This is a genomic window from Streptomyces sp. NPDC002776 (assembly GCF_053592195.1).
Genome location: NZ_JBSFVG010000006.1, coordinates 157,362 through 173,740, shown reverse-complemented (window position 1 = coordinate 173,740; position 16,379 = coordinate 157,362). Strand labels below are relative to the sequence as shown.

The 16,379-nt window shown below is 74.0% G+C and carries 14 protein-coding genes; 7 read left to right on the top strand and 7 right to left on the bottom strand.

What is annotated here, in order from left to right; translation table 11 throughout:
• Positions 1–156 precede the first annotated feature (156 nt).
• Entirely contained in the window at positions 157–3,306 is a 3,150-nt protein-coding gene (locus ACWD11_RS14975; protein WP_451283308.1) for a sacsin N-terminal ATP-binding-like domain-containing protein, read from the bottom strand.
• 90 nt (positions 3,307–3,396) lie between these two features.
• Positions 3,397–4,323, bottom strand: a complete 927-nt coding sequence (locus tag ACWD11_RS14970; RefSeq protein WP_389418127.1) for a DUF3027 domain-containing protein — start codon at positions 4,321–4,323, stop codon at positions 3,397–3,399.
• A 273-nt stretch (positions 4,324–4,596) separates the two neighbouring features.
• Here ACWD11_RS14970 and ACWD11_RS14965 point away from each other — a divergent pair, with 273 nt between their 5' ends.
• The 4 genes from ACWD11_RS14965 (at position 4,597) to ACWD11_RS14950 (ending at position 8,036) form a co-directional block, all read left to right on the top strand.
• Positions 4,597–6,021 carry an MFS transporter gene (locus tag ACWD11_RS14965; protein ID WP_389418126.1) on the top strand — a complete coding sequence of 475 codons (1,425 nt, stop codon included), beginning with the start codon at positions 4,597–4,599 and terminating at the stop codon, positions 6,019–6,021.
• A gap of 70 nt (positions 6,022–6,091) precedes the next feature.
• Positions 6,092–6,559 carry a DUF2771 domain-containing protein gene (locus ACWD11_RS14960; RefSeq protein WP_451283533.1) on the top strand — a complete coding sequence of 156 codons (468 nt, stop codon included), beginning with the start codon at positions 6,092–6,094 and terminating at the stop codon, positions 6,557–6,559.
• Positions 6,529–7,200: a futalosine hydrolase gene (locus tag ACWD11_RS14955; protein ID WP_451283306.1), complete on the top strand. Its 672-nt coding sequence runs from the start codon at positions 6,529–6,531 to the stop codon at positions 7,198–7,200. Before ACWD11_RS14960 ends, ACWD11_RS14955 begins: the two co-directional genes overlap by 31 nt.
• A complete protein-coding gene (locus tag ACWD11_RS14950) occupies positions 7,197–8,036 on the top strand; it encodes a 1,4-dihydroxy-6-naphthoate synthase (protein WP_451283304.1) in 840 nt (279 codons plus the stop codon). Before ACWD11_RS14955 ends, ACWD11_RS14950 begins: the two co-directional genes overlap by 4 nt.
• 9 nt (positions 8,037–8,045) lie before the next feature.
• Here the strand turns inward: ACWD11_RS14950 and ACWD11_RS14945 are convergent, their stop codons facing one another.
• Positions 8,046–8,429 carry a cold-shock protein gene (locus tag ACWD11_RS14945; RefSeq protein WP_308293238.1) on the bottom strand — a complete coding sequence of 128 codons (384 nt, stop codon included), beginning with the start codon at positions 8,427–8,429 and terminating at the stop codon, positions 8,046–8,048.
• A gap of 165 nt (positions 8,430–8,594) precedes the next feature.
• On the opposite strand from ACWD11_RS14945, the gene ACWD11_RS14940 reads away from it, so the two are divergent.
• Positions 8,595–8,843: a hypothetical protein gene (locus ACWD11_RS14940; protein WP_389418123.1), complete on the top strand. Its 249-nt coding sequence runs from the start codon at positions 8,595–8,597 to the stop codon at positions 8,841–8,843.
• Here ACWD11_RS14940 and ACWD11_RS14935 read toward each other — a convergent pair.
• Together ACWD11_RS14935 and ACWD11_RS14930 are read right to left on the bottom strand one after the other, a co-directional pair.
• The gene (locus ACWD11_RS14935; RefSeq protein ID WP_451283302.1) at positions 8,822–9,460 is read right to left on the bottom strand and encodes an HAD family hydrolase; all 639 of its coding nucleotides are present in this window, start codon (positions 9,458–9,460) and stop codon (positions 8,822–8,824) included. The two genes, ACWD11_RS14940 and ACWD11_RS14935, sit on opposite strands and share 22 nt — an antisense overlap.
• 32 nt (positions 9,461–9,492) lie before the next feature.
• A complete protein-coding gene (locus ACWD11_RS14930) occupies positions 9,493–10,491 on the bottom strand; it encodes a hypothetical protein (protein WP_451283300.1) in 999 nt (332 codons plus the stop codon).
• A gap of 154 nt (positions 10,492–10,645) precedes the next feature.
• On the opposite strand from ACWD11_RS14930, the gene ACWD11_RS14925 reads away from it, so the two are divergent.
• The gene (locus ACWD11_RS14925) at positions 10,646–13,165 is read left to right on the top strand and encodes a helicase-associated domain-containing protein (protein ID WP_451283298.1); all 2,520 of its coding nucleotides are present in this window, start codon (positions 10,646–10,648) and stop codon (positions 13,163–13,165) included.
• Between the two features lie 60 nt (positions 13,166–13,225).
• A complete protein-coding gene (locus tag ACWD11_RS14920; protein ID WP_389418119.1) occupies positions 13,226–14,869 on the top strand; it encodes a DNA repair helicase XPB in 1,644 nt (547 codons plus the stop codon).
• Here ACWD11_RS14920 and ACWD11_RS14915 read toward each other — a convergent pair.
• Together ACWD11_RS14915 and ACWD11_RS14910 are read right to left on the bottom strand one after the other, a co-directional pair.
• Positions 14,827–15,969 carry a glycosyltransferase 87 family protein gene (locus ACWD11_RS14915; RefSeq protein WP_389418118.1) on the bottom strand — a complete coding sequence of 381 codons (1,143 nt, stop codon included), beginning with the start codon at positions 15,967–15,969 and terminating at the stop codon, positions 14,827–14,829. The genes ACWD11_RS14920 and ACWD11_RS14915 overlap by 43 nt on opposite strands.
• 17 nt (positions 15,970–15,986) lie before the next feature.
• Positions 15,987–16,172 carry a hypothetical protein gene (locus ACWD11_RS14910; protein ID WP_451283295.1) on the bottom strand — a complete coding sequence of 62 codons (186 nt, stop codon included), beginning with the start codon at positions 16,170–16,172 and terminating at the stop codon, positions 15,987–15,989.
• Positions 16,173–16,379 lie beyond the last annotated feature (207 nt).

Genomic DNA, 16,379 nt, shown 5'->3' with positions numbered 1-16,379 from the left:
CCCCGACGGTGGTCGTTCCCTACGGCTCGTCGTCGGCCGGGGCCCAAAGTGATCTGTGGAGCCTGTTGGCTCGCATGATCAGATCCATGACGCAGGTGAATGGTTGTACGGCGTACGAAAATTGTGTGCGGAAATTTCCCGGACCGCGTGAAGACCTCAGTCGAACCAGCGGTCCCGCGCCAGCTCCTGCGTCCGCGACGGATCCTCCAGCAGCGCCGCCACCTCGAACCGCCGCGGCCACTGCCGGGCCGCCCAGGCCAGCCCCGCCGCGACCCCCTCCAGGGTGGCCGCGTGCAGCACGCCGTCGTCGGTGAGCCGCCAGTCGATCTCCACCCCGTCCACGACGAGTTCCTCGTGCTCGACGTAGGAGACCGGCGTCCGCGCCCCCAGCAGCACCCGCACCGGCTCCGGTACGTCGTGCTCGGTGCCCTCGGAGTCGACGGACCCGGTGACGGACTCGCTCAGCCGCCGCACCTGGAACAGCTCGGCCAGTTCGGCGGCGCGCGACGGCCGTACCGGCAGCAGCGGGACGCCCCCGGTGAAGGGGAGCAGGTCGGGGGAGTCGACGACCACGGCGTCGGCCGCGTCCACCACCTTCATGCGGCCGTCGACCACGGCCCGCAGCTCGTCCGGCAGGGTCACCCGCTCGGGGTCGAGGTCGGCCAGCGCGCCGTACAGGGCGTGCAGTTGGGACCCGGTCACCGTCCGCGCGGGATCGGCGAGCCGGTCCAGCAGCTCGGCGGCGCCGCCGGGCTCGTCGAGCAGCGCGGCCACGGAGGTCCGCACTCCCAGGGCGCGCAGCACCTGTTCGTCGTCGAACCCGGTCGCGTCGGCCTCGTCGTACAGGCCGCGCAGCAGCGGGTCGCCGCCGGAGGCGAGCAGTCCGGCCGGGCGGCGGCCGTCGAGCACCGGGTGCCCGCGCAACCACCAGGCGGTGTAGGGCCGTACGACCTCATGGGTGCCGTCGGGCAGCAGGATCCGCACCTGCTGGGTGAGGGCGTCCCTGAGCGGCGGCCGGGCCAGCAGGGCCAGCGCCTGCGGCCACTTGTCGTCGTCGACGAGGTCCAGGTCGCGCACGGCGACCAGTTCCGTGGCGACGGGCGGCACCGGTGTGTCCGGGAAGCGGTCGAGGATGTCCTCGCTCCACACGTCCACGGCGTCCAGCAGTCCGGCGTCGTCGGGCTGGGCGAAGTCGCCCTCGCGGGGCTCCAGTTCGTCCGGGTCGAGGACCACGTCACTGGCGCGGACCAGCGCGAAGGCCGCGAGCACTCCGCAGGCCGCGAGCGGCTGTTCGCCCCACCGCTCGGCCAGTTCGGCGTCCACGGCGGCGAGTTCGCCCTCGCGCATGACCTGGTGGAAGGGGCTGCCGGGCAGCACCAGCTCGCCCGCGGGCGCCAGTTCGCCCTCCTCGTCGGGCAGCGCGAGGGCGCCGAGCCAGGGCTCGTCACCCGGTTCGAGGTCGGCGTCGCGCACCAGGGCCAGCACGGTGTCGGCCAGCTCCTCCGCGTCGAGCGTGTCGCGCTCCCAGTCGAGACCGCCCTCGTCGTCCAGGGAGGCGGCCACCGCGGCCCGCACCTGCGGGGTGGTGAGCACGGCCCGCGGCGTGGCGGCCAGCGCGCCGAGCTTCTCCAGCAGCGGGTGGACGGCGTCCGGGTGGGCGACCTTCAGGCCGAGCCGGGCGAGCAGTTCCGGGTCGATCCCGGCGTCCGCGGTGGGCAGCAGCACCTGACGCGGGCCGATGGTGGTCCGCCCGTCGGCCAGCGGCACCGGCAGCCCGGAGAGCCGGTCGGGGTCCACCCCGGCGAGGCTGTCGTAGAGCCGCCGCCACCACTCGGGTTCCTTCTCCAGGCCGGCCAGCCGGTCGACGGCGTCGGTCAGCGGCACCCGTCCGACACCCAACGTCCGCAGCTCCACCCGCCGTTCGAGCCCGGCGGGCAGCAGGGTGGGCAGCACCTCGGCGAGGACCCGCACGGTGTCGGCGCCCGCGCCCTCCACGACCTCCGCGTCCCGGGGCCGCAGGGCCTCGGGGAGAGCGTCGATGGTCTCGGAGGCCGGTGGCGGGACGGCCGGTGGGGCGGGCGGGAGGAACGCCGGGAGGGCGGGCGGGAGAAACGCCGTGCGCGGCAGCCGCTCCAGGATCGCCGCGCGCAGCGCCCCGTCCAGCTCGCCCTTGCCCAGCGGGCCGGGCACCAGGTCGATGATCCCCGCGGTCACCGGCCGCCAGCCGGCGAGCAGCTCGGCGTAGGCGTCGGCCGCGCGCTGCACCAGGAAGTCGGTCAGCGGGCCGGGGGCCGCGTGCCGCCGGGTGGTGTCCAGCGGGAAGGAGGCGATGAGCAGCGCGGGCACCCCGAGGGCCTCGTCGCTCGGCGTCGGCGCGTGCACGACGGGGCTGGTCCGCGGCCGGGCGGGGGCGCCGTCCTCGTCGGCGGGCACGGCCCAGGTGACCGACCAGTGCGGCCGCAGCCGCTCCTCGACGGGCCGGTCGGCCAGCAGCTCGGCCGCGGCCGGCCCGCTCGCCGTCATGGTCCGCCAGCGGGTGGTGCCGTCCCGGGAGTCCTCCACGACGGTGAAGTCGCCGTCCGTGCGGCGGCTGATCGTGCGCACGGTGTCCGTCTCGACGACGACCTCGGTGAGCCCCGGCAGGGCGAGCAGCAGGGCGTCGTCGACGGCGTCCAGGAGCCGCTCGGCGAGGTCGGCGGCGGCCGCGTCGCGCAGCGGCAGGATGACGGCCGTGTCGTAGGGGCCGGGGGCGGTGCCCTCGGCGGCGAACGGGAGCCGCAGCAGGGGCACGTGCCCGTCGCGGCGCCGGATCTCGTCCCCGAGGCCGGGGCTGTGCCGGGCGGTGTCGGCGGCGAGTTCCCGGGCCTCGGCGAGCGACCAGCGCACCCCGCCGTGCCGGCCGACCACGGCGGGCTCGTCGGTGACGGACAGGACGGCGGCGAAACCGACGCCGAAGCGGCCGATGGAGGGCGTGTCCCGCTTGGCGGACGCGCGAAGCGTGGCGAGCGACTCGACGCCGGCCGCGTCCAGCGGCGCGCCGGTGTTGGCGGCGACGAGGACACCCTCGCGCAGGGTGAGCCGGAGCCGTCCGGGCACGCCCGCGCGGGCGGCGGCGTCGGCGGCGTTCTGAGCGAGCTCGACGACGAGGCGGTCCCGGTATCCGCCGAGGACGAGGTCCTCCTCGGCGTTGGCGTCCTCCCGGAACCGGGCCGGGCTGGTGGCCCAGGCGTCCAGTACACCGCGTCGCAGCCGGGCGGTCCCGAACGGATCCGCTCCCTCGACGGCCGGCCGCACGAACTTGCTCACGTTCACTCCACTCATCGGCGTGACGATGAAGGTACCGCGAGGTGGGGCGCCGCTAACCCCGGGCCGAGGGGCCCGGGGGGTGCGTCATGGTTACGAGTGCCCCAAGTCCGCCGCGTCCTCGTCCGACACCGCCGGCACCGACCCCGAGTCCGAGGACGGGCGCAGCGGGAAGGGATCCACCGTCGTCTCGTCGATCACCGGCGGGGCCGGCTGCGGGGGCTTGGGCATGACGGCCGCCTCGGAGTGGCCGCCGCAGCCGTAGGTCAGGGAGACGACCCGGCCGTCGGCCGGGGAGAACTCGTTGGCGCAGACCCCGAAGGCCTGCCCCAGGGAGCCGCCCAGGCGCATCAGGAAGCCGCAGCTGACGCAGGAGGCGGGGGCGGCCTGCGCCATCGGGGTCTTCGCGCCGAACGCCTCCTCCCACCGGTCGGCGGCGACATGCAGGCCGTAGCGCGACAGGACCCGGGCCCGGCGCATGCCCAGTTCCTCGGCGACGGCGGCGATCGAGCCACGGGCCGGGACGACCGGCAGGTGGGCGGGGGTGCCGCCGGTGACCTCGGCGTCCTCGGCCTCGACCAGCTCGGCCATCTCGTGCGAGACGGCGGAGCTCGGCACCGGCTCGTCCTCGCCGGTGTAGCCGGGCTCCAGACGCAGGTCCTCGGCGTCGGTGGGGAGCAGATCGCCGGGGCCCATGTCGCCTGGGCGCAGCCGCTCGCTCCACGGCACCCACTCGGGGGCGAGGAGGGCGTCCGGGCCGGGCAGGAGGACCACCTCGTCGAGCGTGACGAGCTTCGCGCGGGAGGCCCGGGCCACCGTCACGGCCCAGCGCCAGCCGCGGTAGCCGAGCTCCTTGCACTCGAAGAAGTGCGTCACGACGCGGTCGCCCTCGGAGACCAGACCCACGTGCTCCCCGACGACGCCGGGCGCGGCTGCCTCCTCGGCGGCGGTGCGGGCGAGGTCGGTCGCCTCGGCGCACAGGCGGTCGGGGGTGCGGCTTCGCGTGGTCGCTGCGCTCACAGGTATCGCTTCTCTCCTACGCCGTCTCTCGGGTGCGGCTGCCTGAAGGCGGCGGGACGGGCGGACGGAGCGGACCGGGGGACCGCGTCGACGTCCGCGCCCCCTCGCACTCGGGCGCACCTGTCACCATCCATTCTGCGGGATGGCCGAGATACGCACGCTACCTGTTCACCGGCGCTCGGCCTACACCGACGGTCGCAAACCACTGACAAAGCCGCGCCCATACGCGCGGTAACCGCACTACGTTCGACCATCTCGGGGCACTATGACGTCGTGGCAGCCGCGCGGACGCCTCAGGGAGCCACCGGAGTCGGTGGGGACCGGGGCCGCACACGAAGCGGCGGTTCGGGCCGACTTCGCGGCGCCGTCCGCCGCGTCGGGCGTGCCCTGCACTTTCCGGTCACCGGCACCGCCCGCGGCATCCGCAAGGCGACCCACGCACAGGGGGCGGGCGAGTCCGGGCTCGGCAAGCTGATCGAACTGCACGGGGTGAACGGCGCCGGCGACATGATGATCACGGTCGCCCTCGCCTCCACCGTCTTCTTCTCCGTCCCGACCGACGAGGCCCGCGGCCGGGTCGCGCTCTACCTCGGCATCACCATGGCGCCGTTCACGCTCCTCGCGCCCGTGATCGGCCCCCTCCTGGACCGCGTCCCGCACGGCCGCCGGGCCGCGATGGCCGGCGCGATGCTCGCCCGGGCCCTGCTCGCGCTGGTCCTGTCCGCCGCGGTGATCACCGGCGGCATCGAGCTGTACCCGGCGGCACTCGGCGTACTGGTGTCGTCGAAGGCGTACGGCGTGGTCAGAAGCGCGGTCGTGCCCCGGCTGCTGCCACCGGGCTTCTCCCTGGTCAAGGCGAACTCACGGGTCACGCTCGGCGGGCTGCTGGCCACCGGGGTGGCGGCACCGGTCGGCGCCGGGCTCCAGGCGATCGGCCCCCGCTGGCCGCTGTACGGCGCCTTCGTGCTCTTCATGGTGGGGGCGTTCCTGTCGTTCACGCTGCCGCCGAAGGTCGACTCGGCCAAGGGCGAGGACACCGCGCTGCTGGCGGCGGACGAGGAGCATCTGCACGGACCGCACCTGAAGCCGGTCAAGCGCCCCGGGCTGCGCACGGTCGGCATCGCCGTCACCCACGCCCTCGGCGCCAACGCCGCCCTGCGCTGTCTGTCCGGCTTCCTGATCTTCTACCTCGCGTTCCTGCTGCGCGAGCATCCGCTGGCCGGGCAGAGCGCCGCGGTGTCGCTGGGGATAGTGGCCGTCTCGGCCGGGGTGGGCAACGCCTGCGGCACGGCGGTCGGGGCGTGGCTGAGATCACGCGCCCCGGAGATCATCATCGTGACCGTGGTGGCCTGTGTGATGACCGCGGCGATCATCGCGGCGGCCTTCTTCAGCGCCGCCCTGGTGGCCTGCCTCGCGGCGGTCGCCGGGTTCTCGCAGGCGCTGGCCAAGCTGTCCCTGGACGCGCTGATCCAGCGGGACGTGCCGGAGCTGGTGCGCACCTCCGCCTTCGCCCGCTCCGAGACGCTGCTGCAGATGTCCTGGGTGCTGGGCGGCGCCATCGGCATCGTGCTGCCGCTGAGCGGCAGCCTGGGCATGACGGTGGGCGCGGTGATCGTCGCCACGGGCTGGCTGACCACGGTCCGCGGCCTGATCATCTCGTCCCGCCACAGCGGCCCCCCGCGCACGCGGGTTGCCTAACCGCAACCGGCACGCCGCACCCCAGGTAAGGAACCGGTAGGGCGCTCCCGATAGCCTTCGCCCCATGACCATGCAATCCGCTGTGCGACGCCGCCGCGCCGTCGCCGCCGCCGGCGCCGTATCCGCCGGACTGCTCGTCCTGTCGGCCTGCGAGAAGCCCACGCCGATGGCCACGATCACCGTCGGTTCGTCCTCGGTGAGCGAGGAGGCCACCTGCGGTGGCGAGGGTGAGGCCCTGAAGACCGCGGCCCTGACGGAGTGCCTGAAGGAGACCGACATCAAGTCGCTCACCGTGGACCCGGACGAGACCGTGCGCTTCGGTGTCGACCCGGACATCGCGGACAACGGCTGGACGATCATGATGAACGGCCAGCCGCTGCTCCAGGAGCCCCTCAAGAAGACGTACACCACGATCCCGGGCAGCGTGTTCTTCAACGCCCAGTACGGCGCCCAGGGCAACTCGACGCTGGTGTCCATCCGGGAGGGTGAGAAGGAGACGACCGGTCTGTGGTCCTTCAAGCTGAAGAAGGACGACTGACCACGTCTTCCGTACGCGTCCTCGTGGCCACCGCGGTCCCCGCCGAACGGGACGCGGTGGCACAGGCGTTCCCGGGCGAGGTCCTCGCCGTCGGAGTGGGCCCGGCCCGCGCCGCCGCCGGCACCGCCACGGCCCTCGCACGGGCCCCGTACGACCTGGTCGTCTCGGCCGGGATCGGCGGCGGCTTCGCGCCCCACGCCCCCCTCGGCTCCCTCATCGTCGCCGACGAGATCACCGCCGCCGACCTGGGCGCCGAGACACCCGACGGGTTCCTGCCGGTCACCGAACTCGGCTTCGGCACCGTCACCCACCGTCCGCCCGAAGCACTCGTACGGGAGACCGCGGCCGCGACCGGCGCCCTGACCGGTGCCGTGCTCACCGTCTCCACCGTCACCGGCACCGCCGCCCGCGCCGCCGCGCTGCGCGCCCGCCACCCCACCGCCCTCGCCGAGGCCATGGAGGGCTTCGGCGTCGCCGAGGCGGCCGCCCTGCACGGCGTTCCCGTGCTGGAGATCCGCGCCGTCTCCAACCCCGTCGGCCCCCGCGACCGCGCCGCCTGGCGCATCGGGGCGGCGCTGGCCGCGCTGACCGAGGGCTTCGGGAAGCTCACACCCGTACTGGAGAGTTGGAAGTCGGTATGAGGCTCCGGATCGCGTACTCCCCCTGTCCGAACGACACCTTCGTCTTCGACGCGCTCGCGCACGGCCGAATCCCCGGCGCGCCCGGGCTCGACGTGACGTTCGCGGACATCGACCGCACCAACGGCATGGCCGAGCGCGGTGAGTTCGACGTGCTGAAGGTGTCGTACGCGGTGCTGCCGTACGTCCTCGACGAGTACGCGCTGCTGCCCTGCGGGGGCGCGCTGGGCCGGGGCTGCGGGCCGCTGGTGCTGACCCGGGAGGCCGGGGCGGATCTCACCGGCCGTACCGTCGCGGTGCCGAGCGAGCGGTCGACGGCGTATCTGCTGTTCCGGCTCTGGGCGGCGGACACCCTGCCGGGCGGGGTCGGCGAGATCGTGGTGATGCCGTTCCACGAGATCATGCCGGCCGTGCGGGACGGGAAGGTCGACGCCGGACTCGTCATCCACGAGGCGCGCTTCACCTACCGCACCTACGGGCTGCACAAGCTCGCGGACATGGGCGAGCACTGGGAGCACACCACCGGTCTGCCCATCCCGCTCGGCGCGATCATCGCCAAGCGGGCGCTGGGCGCGGAAACCCTGACCCTCCTCGCCGCATCGATCCGCGCCTCGGTGCAGGCCGCCTGGGACGACCCGGAGGTCTCCCGCCCCTATGTGATGGAACACGCCCAGGAGATGGACCCGGCCGTCGCCGACCAGCACATCGGGCTGTACGTCAACGAGTTCACCGCGGGCCTCGGCGAGGACGGCTACGCGGCCGTGCGCGGCCTGCTGACCCGCGCCGCGGCCGAGGGGCTGTTGCCGCCCCTCGGCCCGGACACGCTGGAATTCCCGTAAAAGCGGCGGCTATACGTCGAGCTGGTCGGCGACCGCCCGCAGCAGACCGGCGATCTTCCCGCCGGCGGCCTTGTCGGGATAGCGGCCCCGCTCCAGCATCGGCGTGATGTTCTCGAGCAGGGTCGTCAAATCCTGGACGATGGAGGCCAGCTCGTCCGGCTTCTTTCGGGTGGCCGCCGCGACCGAAGGGGTCGGGTCGAGAACGGTGACGGACAGGGCCTGGTCACCGCGCTGTCCGGCGACGACCCCGAACTCCACTCGCTGGCCCGGCTTGAGCGTCTCGACTCCGGCGGGGAGGACCGAGGAATGGACGAAGACGTCACCGCCGTCGTCGCGGGAGAGAAAGCCGAAGCCCTTCTCGCTGTTGAACCACTTGACCTTGCCGGTAGGCACGTCTGTCCTCGTCCTCGTACTCGTCGGAAAACTGCATGGGAAAACGGCTCTTGATAGCACTCGGGCGGGTCGACCATGACCCGCCGGTACCAAGGCTAATGGTCTTCGGGCGGGTGACAAGACGTCCCCCGGTTGTTCCTTCGGGCAGGGAACTACCCTGGTCCGGTGCGTGACAAAACCCAAACGAATTCCGCCGCGCCCGGTGACCGACTGATCCGAGTCGGAGCGGTCGTGTTCTTCCTCGGCGCCCTGGCCACTGTGGTCACAGTGGCCCCGCTGCTGCTCGGCACGACGCCTTTCCCGACGTACATGTTCGGACTGAGCATGCTCATGGGCGTCGGTTTCCTGATCGCGGGCGCGGGGGTGTTCCAGTCGATCGCCGCGGGGCGCCGTCAGGCGCGGGCGGGCCGGTAGCCCGCCAGCCAGCCCGGGAAGTGCGTGAGGTCGGCGAGGACGACGTCGGCACCGGCCGCGCGCAGGGCGTCGGCGCCGTAGGGACCGGTCGCGACGGCGACCGAGAGCGCCTCGGCGATCCGGGCACCGCGGATGTCGCCCAGGTGGTCGCCGACATAGACGCCCGCGGCGTACTCCCGCAGCGCCTCACCCTTCCGCTCGGCCCACAGGTCACCGATCACCGCGTCGGCCTCGATGCCGAGGTGGGCGAGGTGCAGCTTGGCGTTGGGCTCGTACTTGGCCGTGACCACGATCGCGCGGCCACCCGCGGCACGCACGGCGGCGATCGCCTCGGCCGCGCCGGGCAGCGCGGGCGTGGCGGTGATGGCGTACTCCGGGTACATCGACCGGTACAGGTCGGCGATCTCCCGCACCCGCCGCGCCGGGAACCAGTGGGCCAGCTCCTCCTCCAGCGGCGGCCCGAGCCGGGTGACCGCGAGGTCGGCGTCGACGAAGGTCCCGGTGCGCTCGGCGAGCGCGGTGTAGCAGGCGTGGATGCCGGGGCGTGAGTCGATGAGGGTCATGTCGAGGTCGAAGCCGACGGTGAGGGCGGGTGCGGGGTGCGCGGTGGAGGCCATGGGGGCCATTGTGCCCATCGCCTCCGGCGGACCTACCGCCGCCGTTGCGACCGCCACATCAGGTACAGCGCCGACGCGACCGCGGCGCCCCGCACGACCCACGGCCAGGTCTCGGCCACGGCGTCGTTCATGTGCCCCTCGGCGATCGGATCGCCCCAGCGGCCCTCGGTACGCCCCCACAGCCACACCACGCCCGCGGTGACCGCGAGAGCGGGGAGCACGACGACGGCGCCCTTCTTCTCGGCATCGGTCAGCCGGCGGGAACCGTAGGCGAGGAGCCAGCCGAGGATCAGGACGACCAGGTTGCCGATGACGGCGCCGGTGAGCAGGAGGGCGGCGGCGAACAGCAGGAGGGGGTTGTGCCAGGTCTTCCAGGCGGCAGCGGCGGGCAGGGGGACACCGAACCGGCGCCTGCGCGGGGCGGCCTCCTCCTCGACCAGGTCGTCCTCGACCAGGCCCTTCCCCACCAGGCCCTTCCCGACGACGGCCGGAGCCTCCGCCGGCTGCTTCTCCTCCCTCGGCGGCGGCGGCCTGAGCAGTTCGGGAATCTCCACGCCGCCGACGAACCCGGGGACCTCGTCCCCGACCCCGAAGGGGCTGGAGTCCACCCGCCACCAGTCGGGCTGGGCGGCACTGTCCCCCAGCTCGTGCGTACTGGCGAGATGGGGCGAGGAAGGGACGTCCAGGACCGCGTCGTCGGCTTCGGCTTCGGCGGGCCGGGGCCGCGGCACGAACCGCCGCGGCCGCTTCTCCGCCCGGTCCGGCTGCACGGGCACGGAGGCGGGCGGCGCCTGGGGCGCCCCGGCGCCACCGGCCGCGGTGACCACCTCGTCGGGGGTGCCGAGCCGGGCGATGATCCGGCGGACGGCGGCGGGACTGTCGACGGGAACGCGGGCCCGGCGCCGGTCGATCTCGTTGCGCAGCTCCGAGACGAGCCGCATCCGGGTACCCGACGGCAACTGCCGCTGCTGGGCCACGTCCCCGACGCGGCTCAGATACTCGTAGACGACCTGGTCGCTCTCAATCCCCACCGAAGTCCCTCCGGGGGTCGGCACGTTGAAACCCCGTCGCACGACGGTACCGCGCCGAAGCAGACATCTTGGACCCGCCCGCCCGCGTCCCGCCACAGCTCCCGCGGGACGCGGGCGGGACCCCTCGTCGTACCCACCCGCTAACGTGGGTCGGATGAGCGACCCGGCATCCTCGCCCCGTTCCCTCGCGGAAGCGCTCCGCGCGCGGGACGACGCCTCCCTGGCCGTACTCCTGCGCGCCCGCCCCGACCTCATCACCCCCGTCCCGACGGACCTCACCCAGCTCGCGACCCGGGCCGGCACCCGCGCCTCGGTGGTCCGCGCCCTGGAGCGCCTGGACCGCTTCGCCCTCCAGACCGCGGAAGCCCTGGCCGTGGCCGCCGACCCGGCCCCCTACGCCGAACTCCTCGCCCTGATGGCGGGTGACGAGGGCGACCCGGCCGTCGAGGGCGCCCTCCCGCGCGCCGTCGCCCTGCTGCGCGAGCAGGCCCTGGTCTGGGGCGACGACGACCGCCTCCGGCTCGTGCGCACGGCCCGCGAGCTGCTCACGCCCAGCCCGCAGCACCCCTCCCCGACCGGCCTCGGCCCGACCGTGCGGGAGGCCACCGCGGGCATGTCCCCGGGCCGTATCCAGGAGATCGTCACCGCCGCCGGACTGCCCTCCACCCACGACGCCGTCTCCGCCGTGACCTCGCTCACCGACCTGTTCACCGACCGGCGCCGGATGGCCGCCCTGCTCGCCGGCGCCCCCGCCGACTCCCTCGACGTGCTGACCCGGCTGGTGTGGGGCCCGCCGTACGGCCAGGTCACCGCCGACCCCACGCCCCGCCTGCGCTGGCTCCTGGACCGCGGTCTGCTGCTGCCCACGGCGCCGGGCACGGTCGTCCTCCCCCGCGAAGTGGCCCTGCACCTGCGCGGCGGCCACGCGCACCGCGCCACCGAACCGCTGCCGCCCGCCGTGGAGGCCGCCGCCACGCACCGTCCACAGGTGGTGGACGCCACGGCGGCCGGGCAGGCGTACACCTCCCTGGCCACCATCGAGGAGCTGCTGAAGGACTGGCACGAGGGCGGCCCGGCGGTCCTGCGGGCCGGCGGCCTCAGCGTCCGCGACCTCAAGCGCACGGCCGTGGCACTGGACGTCGCCGAACCGGTCGCCGCGTTCTGGGTCGAGCTCGCCTACGCGGCGGGCCTCATCGCCTCCGACGGCGAGGCCGACGAGCGGTACGCGGCGACCCCGGCCTACGACGAGTGGCTGGAGCACTCCCCCGACCTGCGCTGGGCCCGGCTCGCGGCGGCCTGGCTGGCGGCCACCCGCACCTCGGGGCTGATCGGCGGGCGCGACGCCAAGGACCGGACACTCTCCGCCCTCGGCCCCGGCCTCGACCGCTCGGCCGCCCCCGAGGTACGGCACCGGGTCCTCACCCTGCTCGCCGCCCTCCCCGAGGGCGCCGCCCCGAGCGCCGAGTCGGTGCTCGCCCGGCTGCGCTGGGAACGCCCGCTGCGCGGCCCCCAGAAGGACGACGACCTGCGCGGACAGCTGGCCCGGTGGACGCTGGCGGAGGCCGAGATGCTGGGCGTGACCGGCCGGGGCGCCCTGTCCGCACACGGCCGCGCCCTGCTGGGCGCACCGGAGGCGAGGCCGCACCGGCCCGAGGAGCACCCCGAGGGGCCCGGCGACAAACTCCCCGTCCACCACCGCCCCACCCCCGCCCCCGCCCCCCTCTCCCCACCGGAGCAAGCGGCGGCCGCCGCGACCGCCGCCCGCCTCCTGGCCCCGCTGCTGCCCGCGCCCCTGGACCACGTGCTGCTCCAGGCGGACCTGACCGCGGTGGCCCCCGGCCCGCTGGAGCGCCCGCTCGCGGACATGCTCGGGGTGCTGGCGGACGTGGAGTCCAAGGGCGGCGCGACGGTGTACCGCTTCACCCCCGGCTCGGTACGCCGGGCCCTGGACGCCGGGCAGTCCGCCTCCGACCTGCACGCCTTCCTCAGCGCCCACTCCCGCACGCCGGTGCCGCAGCCACTGACGTACCTGATCGACGACGTGGCCCGCCGGCACGGCCATCTCCGGGTCGGCGCAGCCTCCGCCTACGTCCGCTGCGACGACGACGCCATGCTCAACGAGATCCTCGCCGACAAGCGCGCCGCGGGCCTGCGCCTGCGCCGCCTCGCCCCGACCGTCCTGGCCGCCCAGGCCGACCCGGCCGCCCTGCTGGACGGACTGCGCGCGATGGGCTTCGCCCCGGCCGCCGAGTCCGCCGAGGGCGACGTCCTGATCACCCGCGCCCTCGCCCACCGCACCCCGCCGCGCACCGCACCCGAACCGGTCCCGGACGGCCCCCCGGTCCCCGACCCGACCCTCCTCTCGGCGGCGATCCGCGCCATCAGAGCGGGCGACATGGCCGCCACCACCCCCCACCGGCAGCCCCCGCCGGCCGGCGGCGAACTCCCCCGCACCAGCTCCGCCGAGACCCTCGCCACCATGCAGGCGGCCGTCCTCACCGGCGACGCCCTGTGGATCGGCTACGTCAACGCCGAGGGCGCCGCCAGCCAGCGCGTCATCGCCCCCGTCCGCGTCGAGGGCGGCTTCGTCACCGCATACGACCACACCGCGGACGAGGTCCGGACCTATCCGCTGCACCGGATCACCGGGGTGGCCGAGCTCGCGGACGACTGAGCGTGATCGTCGGCGGGTGCGGCACACTGGAGGTTTGGACCAGTCCGGAGGGATGCGTACGTGAACGGACCGCTGATCGTCCAGTCCGACAAAACCCTGCTCCTGGAAGTCGACCACGAGCAGGCCGATGAGTGCCGTCGGGCCATCGCGCCCTTCGCGGAGCTGGAGCGGGCGCCGGAGCACATCCACACCTACCGGGTGACCCCGCTCGGGCTGTGGAACGCGCGGGCCGCCGGGCACGACGCCGAGCAGGTCGTGGACGCGCTCGTGCAGTACAGCCGGTACCCGGTGCCGCACGCGCTGCTCGTCGACATCGCCGAGACCATGGACCGGTACGGCAGGCTGACGCTCAGCAAGCACCCCACGCACGGTCTCGTCCTGACCACCACCGACCGTCCGGTGCTGGAGGAGATCCTGCGGTCCAAGCGGATCATTCCGCTGGTCGGGGCGCGGATCGACCCGGACACCGTGGCCGTGCACCCCTCCGAGCGCGGCCAGATCAAGCAGACGCTGCTGAAGCTGGGCTGGCCGGCCGAGGACCTCGCCGGGTACGTCGACGGCGAGGCGCATCCGATCGAGCTGGCCGAGGACGGCTGGGCGCTGCGGCCGTACCAGAAGCAGGCTGTGGAGAACTTCTGGCACGGCGGGAGCGGGGTCGTCGTGCTGCCCTGCGGTGCCGGCAAGACGCTGGTCGGCGCCGGGTCGATGGCGCAGGCCAAGTCGACCACCCTCATCCTGGTCACCAACACCGTCTCCGCCCGGCAGTGGAAGCACGAGCTGGTGAAGCGGACCTCGCTCACCGAGGACGAGATCGGCGAGTACAGCGGGACGCGCAAGGAGATCCGGCCCGTCACCATCGCCACCTACCAGGTGCTGACGACGCGGCGGAAGGGTGTGTATCCGCATCTGGAGCTGTTCGACTCCCGGGACTGGGGGCTGATCGTCTACGACGAGGTGCACCTGCTGCCCGCGCCGGTCTTCAAGTTCACCGCCGACCTCCAGGCGCGGCGGCGGCTCGGGCTGACCGCGACCCTCGTCCGCGAGGACGGGCGCGAGTCGGACGTCTTCTCGCTCATCGGCCCCAAGCGGTTCGACGCTCCGTGGAAGGAGATCGAGGCGCAGGGCTACATCGCGCCCGCCGACTGTGTCGAGGTGCGGGTGAACCTCACCGACTCCGAGCGGCTCGCCTACGCCACCGCCGAGCAGGAGGAGAAGTACCGCTTCTGCGCCACGACCGCGACCAAGCGCAAGGTCACGGAGGCGCTGGTACGGCGGTTCGCCGGGCAGCAGATCCTCGTCATCGGGCAGTACATCGACCAGCTCGACGAACTGGGCGAGCATCTGAACGCCCCCGTCATCAAGGGCGAGACCTCCAACGCCCAGCGCGAGAAGCTCTTCGAGGCCTTCCGGCAGGGCGAGATCAGCGTGCTGGTGGTCTCGAAGGTCGCGAACTTCTCCATCGACCTGCCGGAGGCCACGGTCGCCATCCAGGTCTCGGGCACCTTCGGCTCCCGCCAGGAGGAGGCCCAGCGCCTGGGCCGGGTGCTGCGTCCGAAGGCCGACGGCCACCAGGCGCACTTCTACTCCGTGGTCGCCCGCGACACCCTCGACCAGGACTTCGCCGCGCACCGGCAGCGGTTCCTGGCGGAGCAGGGGTACGCCTACCGGATCGTCGACGCGGACGAGCTCCTCGGGGAGAGCTGAGCCGCTGGCAGGGCGACGGCGAGAGCCACGGCCAGCAGGGCGTACGGCGAGGCCAGCGGCTGCTGCCAGCCGGGCAGCCGCAGGTCCAGGTCGCCCTCGTGGGGCAGCAGCCACATCGTGCGGGCGGTGAAGACGGCCGCCACCGGTGCCGCGAGCCACGGGCCGCGGTCCGCGAGGAGTACGGCGAGCAGCGGGACGCACCACACCCAGTGGTGGGTCCAGCTGATCGGGGAGACGAGCAGGGCGGTACCGGCGGTCAGCAGGACGGCGTGGTGGTCCGCGGCGGCGGTGCGTACCAGCAGGAGGCCCGCCGCCGCGACGGGCAGCGCCACCAGCAGCCAGGCGGGACCCGGCGCCGGGTCGCCGAGGGCGCGGGCGACCAGGCCCTGGAGGGACTGGTTGTCGACGATCCATGCCTTGCCGACGCGGGCGGTGTCGTGGAGGTGGCGGGTGAAGTAGTCGAGGGTCGCGGCCGGCAGCGCCAGGGCCCCCAGCAGGACGGTCCCGGCGCAGGCGGCCGTCGCGGTGAGCGCATCCCGGCGGTGCCCGCGCAGCAGCAGGTACGCGATGAAGACGGCCGGGGTCAGCTTGATGCCGGCCGCGATGCCCACGGCCACACCCCGGGCGCGGGCGCCGGGCGGGCGGGTGAGGTCCCACAGGACCAGGCAGACGAGCGCGAGGTTGATCTGGCCGAACAGCATGGTCTGGAAGACCGGTTCGAGCCAGAGGGCGAGGGCCGCGACGCCGGCCCGGACGGCCACCGGGAGGGCGGGCAGGCCCGCGAGCCGGGCGGAGAGCTGGACGAGCCAGGCGAGCAGGAGCGCGTTGCCCGCGAGGAAGGCCGCCTTCAGGGCGGTGACGGGGACCAGCGCGGCCGGGACGAACAGCAGGGCCGCGAAGGGCGGGTAGGTGGCGGGGAGGTGCCACTCGGTGACGGTGAAGCCGTACAGGTCCGTGCCGTGCAGGACCGCCTGTCCCTCGGCCCGGTAGACCAGCGCGTCGGCCATGGGGAGGCCCTGGTGGACGCAGAGGGCGGCGAAGGCGGTGCCGGAAAGTGCCGCGAGGAGAAGGGGTGTTACGGAGGGTGAGCTGCGGGTCACGGGGTGACCCTAGGGGGTCACCTGCGGCGGACGCCCGCTTCCTCGCCGTACTCCCCGAGGATGACGACGTCGAAGGCGGCGCCCGCGAACACCTTCACGGCGCGCAGGGTGTCGCCGAGGCGGTGGCGGTGGCTGCCGAGGAGGGGGCTGGCTCCGGTGGCCGGGTGGCGGCCGGGGGCTGGGGTGATGGTTGCTGCGCTCATGTCTCCATGGTGGATTCCGGGACATAAGGAGGGCATCGGTCTCGGGGCCGAATCGGTGCGCGGTCCTCGTCCACCTGTGGACCGAGCCGTACCCCTCGGGGGGAGGGCCCGGTCCCCTAGGGGACGGACGCCCGCCGGGGGCCGGGGGGCGGGAAAACCGTTGGCCCCCTCCTCCCCCGCTCACCTAGAATCTCCGCTCTTGCCCGC

Bases quoted from the DNA above. Each gene is read 5' to 3' on its own strand.
- ACWD11_RS14925 (WP_451283298.1), top strand. From the start codon at position 10,646: ATGAGCGACCCGGCATCCTCGCCCCGTTCCCTCGCGGAAGCGCTCCGC.
- ACWD11_RS14950 (WP_451283304.1), top strand. From the start codon at position 7,197: ATGAGGCTCCGGATCGCGTACTCCCCCTGTCCGAACGACACCTTCGTC.
- ACWD11_RS14910 (WP_451283295.1), bottom strand. From the start codon at position 16,172: ATGAGCGCAGCAACCATCACCCCAGCCCCCGGCCGCCACCCGGCCACC.
- ACWD11_RS14960 (WP_451283533.1), top strand. From the start codon at position 6,092: ATGCAATCCGCTGTGCGACGCCGCCGCGCCGTCGCCGCCGCCGGCGCC.
- ACWD11_RS14935 (WP_451283302.1), bottom strand. From the start codon at position 9,460: ATGGCCTCCACCGCGCACCCCGCACCCGCCCTCACCGTCGGCTTCGAC.